The sequence below is a fragment of the Methanobrevibacter sp. genome (assembly GCF_045116495.1).
Classification (GTDB): Archaea; Methanobacteriota; Methanobacteria; order Methanobacteriales; family Methanobacteriaceae; genus Methanocatella.
The window spans coordinates 1-8,797 of sequence record NZ_JBGULU010000135.1 but is presented as its reverse complement, the minus strand read 5'-3'; the positions used below and the strand labels follow the sequence as shown (position 1 = coordinate 8,797).

The window sequence follows — 8,797 nt, the reverse complement described above, 5'->3', positions numbered from 1 at the left end:
GGTGTTGTCTGGAACCAGATGAGGTTGGCATTTAAAGGGGAACTGGGATGTAATAAATATTAACATCCCATTTTTTCTGTTCTCAATTTAGCCATTTGTATTGTCTGGCTATATTATGTTGGAGTTTCTATGATAGTATGCGAGGTTTTTCAAGCTTTTCAAATACTGAAAAATTTTAATCAACTTCCATTATATCATTCATTAGGATGGGTTTAAAACAAATTTCGCTTTTTTATAGTTGATCATATTTTTAAGCATTTTTTTTTTAAAAGCTTGTCATACTATCACTTTACTATTGGTTTAAGTGATATAAAAAGGGATTTAAATTATAAACAGTTAATATTGAACTAAACAGTTAAGGCCGAAGCTCATAAACGCATTTTTCATCCCCCATTGAATAACACATTATTTCCTCAATATTCAGGTCAAATTTAAAAAATCTATTAAATAATGTTTCAAACATTCCCTTTTCAAGATTGCATATTGGCACTCCAGATTTAGGAACTTGTACTGATTCGAAACAATCAATGCATGTAATCTTGATGTTGTTGTCAAGTTCAAAGTATATTTTGCCAAGATGATTTTTTTGCCAGTAGGATGAAATGTTGTCCATGAAAATATCTAAATCTTCATCATATAATTGGTTAAAAAGATAGTCTCCAATGTAGTTTCCGATTTTTTGAAGAACAGGTGAAATGTCCATTCCAAATTCCATTAACAGTGATTTGAATGTATGTGTCAATAGAACAACATACTCTATTTCTCCGTTTTCAATGAATTTATCAATTAACAGTTTTGTCTGATTTTTATGTGTCTTTTTAATATTGTTTGAATCGACTGAACCTAAATAATCTGCATTTAAAAAAAATATTTTTTTTCTATTGTCGCTTGGATCTGCTTTGTAGTTTACTATTCCTTCTTCTCTTAAATCCCTTAGGTGCATGGATACGCTAGCTTTGGACTTTGATGTATTTTCCACTATCTCTTCGAAGTTCATTTCATTATGTTTTAGCAAATCTAGAATCTCATACTTCATCGGGCTTTTGATAATGTCAATGTCAACCATTGGCCGATTTGTTTTGTTTTCATTTAATATGATTTGAATTGGGTTAGAGGTGGTCATAGTGTGCCTCCTAAAAACTAAATTGTAAATTAATATAAGGGCTTAATTAGTATATAAATGTTTGTATATTGCTTTAAATTTAGTTTAGATTAATCTTAACAGTTAAAGTAAATAAATACTAAATTTTAGTAAAAATAAGATGAAATTAAATTAAAATGAGAAAAATTAAAAAAAGTTTAAATAATTTAATCAAGATTTAAAATCTTGGCTGCATTTTCATAAAGGATTTGGGATCTTTCTTTATCAGTCAGATCAATTTTATTGAAATATTCCATTTCGCTGTCTGATTCCCACATGGGATAGTCTGTTCCCCATAAAACCCTGTCTGAACCATATGCATGAATTAATTCCAATGCAGTTTCAGGGCTTAAATCATATAAGCTTGAACTTAAATCGACATATAGATTTGGTGTTCCGGCCAATTGACGTGTAGCTTCTTGCCATACACTCCAGCCTGCAAAATGAGCCCCAATAAATGTAATGTCTGGAAACTTATCCAAAAACGGTTTAATCTGTTCGGGATTTGAATAGTTGTATCTGAAGTCACCGCAGTGAACTAGCATTGGGACCTGGCCTTTGCTTACCACTTCCCCTATTTTAAATGCACGGTCTTCATTCATCGCAAACTGTTGGAAATCTGGATGAACCTTTACTCCTTTAAGGCCTAATTCAATTAAATAGTCAAAATCACCTTGCATATCGTCACTGTCAGGATGCAGGGTTCCAAATCCGGTAAAAATGTCTGGATGAGTATTCACGGCCTCGGCGATAAATTCATTTATTGATTTTACCTGTTTTGGTGTTGTTGCAACAGAATGAACCAAATAGTGTGTTACTCCAACTTTATTTCCATCCCTTATCAGGTCATCCAATTTACCGTTCAGGGACATGTCTAAGTCGTAAAAATCTCTAATTCCAAGCACTGCTTTTTCTGCTATTTTATCCGGATAAATGTGACAATGTGCATTTATGATTTTTTGCATAAAATTAAACTCCTTTCAATATTACAATAACATATTATATTTTTCATCAATAAAAAGTTAAGTGTCCTTAAAGCTTTTTGTTTATCTGATTTAAATAATCTTGAATCCAACTTTAAATCATAACCAGTATTATTTTGGAGGTGGAAAAATGAGATTAGGTCAACTTAGAAGTATTACAAAAGATTTAGATAACAGATTGTTTGTATATTTAAGCAACTATGATGAAACAGGTGAACATGTACAGGTTCTTGAAGTTGACATTGCAACAGACAATGCATTATTTTTAAGAGTTGTGGATGAAGATTAAAATAGTTTTTCTCCACTATACTCGTTTTCTTCAGTATAAATTCTAATTAACCTGTCAATTAAATCATCATACATTAACCTGTGACCAACAGCTCCTCCATATGGTGTTTTAACATTGTTTAGGCTTAGATCTGAAAATTCACCACAGTTATTGATGATATACCACATGCCGTGGGGTGTGTAGATAAACAGTTCACCTTCACCGTTTTCATATCCATTTTTGAAACTGTCCTGAGGGTCGTACATTTTTGTTGAATGAACTGCAAGTCTGGACAGGTCCTGTTCGGGTCTTGTCCCTGTTTTTTCAAAAAGCATTGTTAGCCATTCATAGGATTTATCCTTAAGGTTTGCCTTTTTAATTGGGTCTGCAAATGCTTCCTTTACTTTGTTTTGCCTTTTTTCCAATGTATTTGTTATTCCCAATATCTCTTCTACTTTTGGAACATCCTTTTCAAGGCATCTCCATCCTTCAGGCCTTCCGGTAACCTGAACATTTCCTTCAACGAAATCCATTCTCTTGAATTTCCTGAAGTATGGCTTTACCTTTTCAAACTCATCATCGGGTATTTTTTTGTTCAGTCCGTACAGGTATCCGTATTCATTGGCATCATAGCATTTGGTTTCTAGTTTAAGTTCATCATCCACCATAATATCACCATTTCATTAATATTAAAATTAGATTTTTAACTATAAAAATTAGTAAGTTTTTTTTATTTAAAATCACAATATAATAACTATGGTAAAAGTAAGTATTATGGGGGCAACTGGAGTAATTGGAAAAAACGTTGCATTTACCCTTGCAAGGGCAGATACAGTTGATGAAATTGTGTTATTTGCAAGGCCCGAAAGTGTTGAAAAGGCGAAAGGAGAATCATTCGATATGTATGATGCTTTAGCTGCAGAAGATATTGATTGTAAGCTAACACCAACTTCTGATTTTCAGGATTTGAAAAATTCTTCTATTGTGCTCATTACTGCAGGAACTCCCCGTGAAAAAGGTATGAATAGGCGAGATTTGGCGCTGCCTAATGCTAAAATAGTTGATAATTATGCAAAAGAAATTGCCGCCAATGCTCCTGATGCTATAATTTTAGTAGCTACAAACCCGGTTGATGTCATGACAACTGTGGCTCTTAAAGCATCAGGATTTGATAAAAGAAGAGTTATTGGTATTGGAAACCACTTGGATTCACTAAGACTTAAAGCATATTTTTCAAGACAGATTAACATTAACAGTTCAGAGGTACATACCCGTGTTATTGGTGAACACGGAGACCATATGGTGCCTTTATTAAGTTCAACAAGTATTGGTGGTATTCCTTTAAAATATTTCATTAAGGATGTTGATCTTGATGTCGAAAGACTTATCACTAGGCTTAAAAATGCAGGCAATACCATCATTTCTAAAAAAGGAGCTACCGAATATGGTCCGGCTTTTGCAATTTCAAACTTGATTTCAACAATGATTACGGATTCACATAAGGTTCTGACAGTTTCTACCTATCTTGAAGGTGAAGTTGGTGATGTTCATAATGTATCATTAGGTGTTCCGGTTGTTTTATCCAAAAAGGGTATTGCAATGGTTGTTCCTATCCATATGAACGATTTTGAGCTTTATGAATTTAAACAGGCTGCAGGTATTGTTAAAGAGACTACTGATGAAGTTTTAGAATTGCTTGATAATGATTAAATACTTTTTGCCACAAATTATATGTATAAAATATATTACGGTGAATTAAATGAATAAGTATATTAGCAAGTGGACTGAATCCAGTCTTATTTTGAAAATTGTCATTGGTTTGATTATTGGTGCAATATTGGGAGTTGCTGTTCCTCAATGGAAATTCATTGGTTTTCCAGGTAAATTATTTGTAAATGCTCTTAAAGCTATTGCTCCAATTTTAGTATTTGTTTTAGTATCTTCTGCAATTTCAAAAGCAAGAAGTGGTATCGGATCCAGATTTAGAACTGTTATTATTCTTTATCTGTTCAGTACATTTTTGTCTGCGATGGTTGCAATTTTATTCAGTACGCTATTTCCGGTCTCAATCCATCTAACAAATGCAAGTTCCGCCACAGCTCCGAGCGGCATAGCTGAGGTAATGTCAAATTTGATTTTGTCAATATTTTCCAATCCGATTGATTTGCTATCTAAGGGCCAGTATCTAGGAATATTGTTCTGGTCAATTGTATTTGGTATTGCGCTTAAGATGGTTGCAAGCGACACTACAAAAGATGTGATAACTGATTGTGCTAATGCAGTCACCACCATTGTACGGGGAATCATTCAATGTGCTCCAATAGGTATTATGGGATTGGTTTTTACTTCCGTCAGTGAAAGTGGTCTTAGCATATTTACACAATACGGACAATTAATTTTGCTTTTGGTCGGATGTATTGCATTTGTTGCTTTTGTAACAGACCCGATAATTTCTGCTGTTGCACTAAGGCGTAATCCTTATCCTCTGGTATTAACATGTTTATGGGAAAGTGGTCTAACTGCATTTTTTTCAAGAAGTTCGGCCGCTAATATTCCGGTCAACATGCAATTATGTGAACGTTTAGGTCTTGACAGGGATTTCTTCTCAATCAGTATTCCATTGGGTGCAACAATTAACATGGAAGGGGCGGCAATAACAATCACTGTAATGACTTTAGCTGTCTGCCATACAATTGGAATCACCGTTCCTCTGCCTGTTACAATCATTTTATGCATTATTTCAACCGCTGGAGCATGCGGGGCATCAGGAGTTGCCGGAGGATCACTTCTACTTATACCTATGGCATGTTCACTGTTTGGAATAAGTGCAGATGTTTCAATGCAGGCGGTTGCAGTTGGATTCATCATTGGTGTCATTCAGGATTCATGTGAAACAGCCCTAAACTCAGCAGGAGATGCACTGTTTTCAGCCACAGCAGAATATCATGACAGAAGAAAAAAAGGCATTCCAGTTAATTTCTTAGGAGAGTTTGCAAAGTGAAGTTAGTAGTACAAAGAGTTACGCATGCAAGTGTGGAAGTAGATGGTGAAATTACAGGCAAAATTGATGAAGGTTTGATGGCTTTAGTTGGCTTTGGTGAAAATGACACCACCAAGGAAGCCGATTATCTTGCCCGCAAATTGGCCAAACTGAGGGTATTTCCGGATGAAGACGGCAAAATGAATAAATCGGTTCTTGATATTAATGGCAAGCTATTGCTTGTTCCTCAATTTACATTATACGGTAAGGTTAAAAAATACAGGCCTTCATTTCACAGAGCCTTGGCTCCGGATAAAGCCACTGAATTGTTTGATTATTTTACAGATAAATGCCGTGAATATGTTGAAGTTGAAACAGGTGTGTTTGGAGCTTTCATGAAGGTGGATTTGCTGAACAACGGACCTGTAACAATCTTGCTTGAAAAGGAATTCGATGATTAATAACATGTTATATACATAACTTTAAAAATAGGTTTGATATAATATTGTATTAGGATAGCTGTTTTCAAATGGAAAAATATTTTTATTATTAATAGCTATTTTAATTATAGTTGAAGTTAATATAAAAAACCAAATCAGGATTATGTAACTCAGAATTGGAAAAACAATCAATGATTATGCTTATGAATGCGAAAAACGATATCGAGTTTTTAGACTAAGGTGATTGGAATGGCAGAATTTTCACTAGATATAGATGAAATCAAAAATGACGTTGAAACAACAATAAAAGAGGAAGAAGTAAAATTAGAAAACTCAAATTTGAAAAATCAGGCAGAAGAAAATGCAACTGCAATTTTTGATGCTGATTTAACAAATCCTCAGGAAAGGGAAGGTATTTTAAAACCGCTTGATAACTTCGGTATGTCTGACATGTCAAAATCAGCTGCTAGAAATGAAATGTTGGCAACCAGATTTGTTGATTTGTCAAAAGGAGGTAGTGATGCTGAAAACATTGGAGAAAAACTGACAGAACTGGACAGGCAAATGAAAGATTTGGATCCAAGCAAAGTGGACTTTGCTAAAAAAGGAATGCTTGGAAACATATTGAATCCGGTTAGAAAATACTTTGAAAAATATGAAAAGGCTGAAGTTGCTATTTCCAACATTATAAAATCCTTGGACAACAGTGCAAAGGTACTTCAAAATGACAATATTACTCTTTTAAATGAAGAAAACTATTTAAGAGAAGTCACCAACAAATTATTGGCCGATATTGAACTTGGTAAAAAAATGGATGAATCCATTGAAGCCCAAATCCAACAGGCCGAGTTGAATGATGTTTCACCTGATAAAATTGCATTTGTACGTGAAGAAATTCTGTTCCCGCTCAGACAAAGAATTATGGACATGCAACAAATGATTGTTGTAAACCAACAGGGGATTGTATCACTTAATGTAATCAGAAGAAACAACAAAGAACTTATCCGTGGAGTAAACAGAGCAAAAAATGTAACAGTTTCAGCTCTAAGAACTGCCGTAATGGTTGCAAGTGCATTATATGACCAAAAACTTGTAATGGACAAGATTAACATTTTGAATTCAACTACTGAAAACATCATTGAAACAACTTCTCACATGCTCAAAGAACAAGGAAGTGAAATTCAAAAACACAGTGCAGAAACAATGATTTCACCTGAAGTGTTAAAAGCATCCTTTGCCGAAGCTCTTCAAGCTATTGAAGATGTAAGCACCTATAAGGAACAGGCACTTCCTAAAATGAAAGAAACAATTGATTTATTCAGTGGCATGGCTGAAGATGGTCAAAAAGTTGTTGAAAAAATCGAAACAACAAATAATAATATATTGGAATAATTTAAAAAGATATGATAGGTAATCTCCTATCATTTATACTTTTTTTACTGCATATATTGTATATTAATGTCTTTTTTGGTCTATTTGATCATGTAATAAACAAAATTCCATCGATTTGTGTTTTTTAAATGTATTAATTGTGGTCTTGTGATATGTTAAATAAAAAAGTTAAAATAGCTATTGTAATCATTTTACTTTTGATTTTAGGATATGGAATTTTCTACCTCACGGATTATTATCATGCTGAAAAAACAGCAACTGATTTATTGAATGGAACAGGTAATGTTAGTGTTATCAAATCACCTAACGGACTATTTTTAAATGGAAGCGGAAATGACACTGCTTTAATTTTCTATCCTGGAGCAAAAGTGGAATATACTTCCTATTTACCTATGTTTACGCAGCTTGCAAGTCAAGGCATTGATTGCTATCTTGTTGAAATGCCATTCAATATTGCATTTTTCGCTCAGAATAGTGCCGATGATATTATTGATAATTCAACATACAGTCATTATTTCATTGCAGGCCATTCCTTAGGCGGTGTTGTTGCATCATCGTATGTAAACTCTACAGATAATGTTGACGGTTTGATATTGCTTGCATCTTATCCAACAGAGGATTTATCAAAACCAGTTTTGTCAATTTATGGTTCAGAAGATAAATCATTAAATTTGGAAAAGTATAATCAGGCTAAACCATTTACAAATAACAATTTGACAGAAATTATTATTGATGGGGGCAATCATGCACAATTCGCCTACTATGGGGACCAATCAGGTGACGGAAAAGCTAAAATCTCTCCACAAAACCAGCAAAATCAAACAGTTATTGCAATATTAAATTTTATTAACAATAATATTTAAATTAATTAATATGATTGGAAATGAGTGGGATATAGTTTTAGAGGATGAGTTTAACAAAGACTATTTTTTAAAAATAAAAGAATTTGTTGATGGCGAATATGCCACAAAAACCATTTATCCTCCTTACGATGAAATATTCAATGCATTTCAGTTGACAGATATAAAAAATGTCAAGGTAGTCATCTTAGGCCAGGATCCCTATCATGAGGAAGGTCAGGCCCACGGTCTTGCATTTTCAACACCTGAAGGCAGGCCAATACCAAGGTCTCTAAAAAATATTTTTAAGGAAATAGAATCAGAATACAGCTACCCAATTCCGGATTCAGGATGTCTTGAAAGCTGGGCAAGACAAGGTGTTTTCCTATTAAATACTGTTTTGACTGTTGAAGACGGTAATGCAAACTCCCACAGCAAATGCGGATGGCAGACTTTCACAGATAATGTGATAAAAATTTTAAATGAACGAAATCAGCCTATCGTTTTCATGTTATGGGGAAAACAGGCTGAAAAGAAAAAAGAGCTAATTACAAATCCTAATCATCTGGTTTTAATTACTTCACATCCTTCTCCATTTTCAGCAAGAAGGGGCTTTTTGGGTTCCAATCATTTCAGATTAGCTAATGAATTTTTAAGGAATAACGGTTTGGATGAAATCAACTGGAGTTTATAATTATGGACTTTAAAAAACTATTTTTGGCATTGGCATTAATACTTGTATTGATTTCAACGG

General features: G+C 33.8%; 10 protein-coding genes. 7 read left to right on the top strand and 3 right to left on the bottom strand.

The window, feature by feature from the left end; all coding sequences use genetic code 11:
• Nucleotides 1–355: 355 nt before the first annotated feature.
• Nucleotides 356–1,123 (bottom strand): V4R domain-containing protein, encoded by a 768-nt coding sequence (locus tag ACJMLH_RS07455; RefSeq protein WP_405276293.1) that lies wholly within the window; start codon nt 1,121–1,123, stop codon nt 356–358.
• 185 nt (nt 1,124–1,308) lie between these two features.
• On the bottom strand, nt 1,309–2,106 hold the full coding sequence (locus tag ACJMLH_RS07450; RefSeq protein ID WP_405276291.1) for an amidohydrolase family protein: 798 nt from the start codon (nt 2,104–2,106) through the stop codon (nt 1,309–1,311).
• A gap of 148 nt (nt 2,107–2,254) precedes the next feature.
• On the opposite strand from ACJMLH_RS07450, the gene ACJMLH_RS07445 reads away from it, so the two are divergent.
• Nucleotides 2,255–2,413, top strand: coding sequence for a hypothetical protein (locus ACJMLH_RS07445; protein WP_405276289.1), 159 nt, complete (start codon nt 2,255–2,257; stop codon nt 2,411–2,413).
• Here ACJMLH_RS07445 and ACJMLH_RS07440 read toward each other — a convergent pair.
• A complete protein-coding gene (locus ACJMLH_RS07440) occupies nt 2,410–3,060 on the bottom strand; it encodes a hypothetical protein (RefSeq protein ID WP_405276287.1) in 651 nt (216 codons plus the stop codon). The genes ACJMLH_RS07445 and ACJMLH_RS07440 overlap by 4 nt on opposite strands.
• Nucleotides 3,061–3,148: 88 nt before the next feature.
• On the opposite strand from ACJMLH_RS07440, the gene ACJMLH_RS07435 reads away from it, so the two are divergent.
• The 6 genes from ACJMLH_RS07435 to ung all read left to right on the top strand — a co-directional run bounded on the left by ACJMLH_RS07435 (nt 3,149) and on the right by ung (nt 8,737).
• The gene (locus ACJMLH_RS07435; RefSeq protein WP_405276285.1) at nt 3,149–4,102 is read left to right on the top strand and encodes a malate dehydrogenase; all 954 of its coding nucleotides are present in this window, start codon (nt 3,149–3,151) and stop codon (nt 4,100–4,102) included.
• Between the two features lie 49 nt (nt 4,103–4,151).
• Complete coding sequence (gene sstT / locus ACJMLH_RS07430; RefSeq protein WP_405276283.1) at nt 4,152–5,393, top strand: serine/threonine transporter SstT; 1,242 nt, start codon at nt 4,152–4,154, stop codon at nt 5,391–5,393.
• Complete coding sequence (gene dtd / locus ACJMLH_RS07425) at nt 5,390–5,833, top strand: D-aminoacyl-tRNA deacylase (RefSeq protein WP_405276281.1); 444 nt, start codon at nt 5,390–5,392, stop codon at nt 5,831–5,833. Before sstT ends, dtd begins: the two co-directional genes overlap by 4 nt.
• 228 nt (nt 5,834–6,061) lie before the next feature.
• Nucleotides 6,062–7,204, top strand: coding sequence for a toxic anion resistance protein (locus tag ACJMLH_RS07420; protein WP_405276279.1), 1,143 nt, complete (start codon nt 6,062–6,064; stop codon nt 7,202–7,204).
• A 152-nt stretch (nt 7,205–7,356) separates the two neighbouring features.
• A complete protein-coding gene (locus ACJMLH_RS07415) occupies nt 7,357–8,067 on the top strand; it encodes an alpha/beta hydrolase (RefSeq protein WP_405276277.1) in 711 nt (236 codons plus the stop codon).
• Between the two features lie 10 nt (nt 8,068–8,077).
• Nucleotides 8,078–8,737, top strand: coding sequence for a uracil-DNA glycosylase (gene ung / locus ACJMLH_RS07410; protein WP_405276275.1), 660 nt, complete (start codon nt 8,078–8,080; stop codon nt 8,735–8,737).
• The last annotated feature ends 60 nt before the right edge of the window (nt 8,738–8,797 follow it).

Bases quoted from the DNA above. Each gene is read 5' to 3' on its own strand.
- sstT (WP_405276283.1), top strand. From the start codon at position 4,152: ATGAATAAGTATATTAGCAAGTGGACTGAATCCAGTCTTATTTTGAAA.
- ACJMLH_RS07415 (WP_405276277.1), top strand. From the start codon at position 7,357: ATGTTAAATAAAAAAGTTAAAATAGCTATTGTAATCATTTTACTTTTG.
- ACJMLH_RS07420 (WP_405276279.1), top strand. From the start codon at position 6,062: ATGGCAGAATTTTCACTAGATATAGATGAAATCAAAAATGACGTTGAA.
- ACJMLH_RS07435 (WP_405276285.1), top strand. From the start codon at position 3,149: ATGGTAAAAGTAAGTATTATGGGGGCAACTGGAGTAATTGGAAAAAAC.
- ACJMLH_RS07450 (WP_405276291.1), bottom strand. From the start codon at position 2,106: ATGCAAAAAATCATAAATGCACATTGTCACATTTATCCGGATAAAATA.
- ACJMLH_RS07455 (WP_405276293.1), bottom strand. From the start codon at position 1,123: ATGACCACCTCTAACCCAATTCAAATCATATTAAATGAAAACAAAACA.
- ACJMLH_RS07445 (WP_405276289.1), top strand. From the start codon at position 2,255: ATGAGATTAGGTCAACTTAGAAGTATTACAAAAGATTTAGATAACAGA.
- ACJMLH_RS07440 (WP_405276287.1), bottom strand. From the start codon at position 3,060: ATGGTGGATGATGAACTTAAACTAGAAACCAAATGCTATGATGCCAAT.
- ung (WP_405276275.1), top strand. From the start codon at position 8,078: ATGATTGGAAATGAGTGGGATATAGTTTTAGAGGATGAGTTTAACAAA.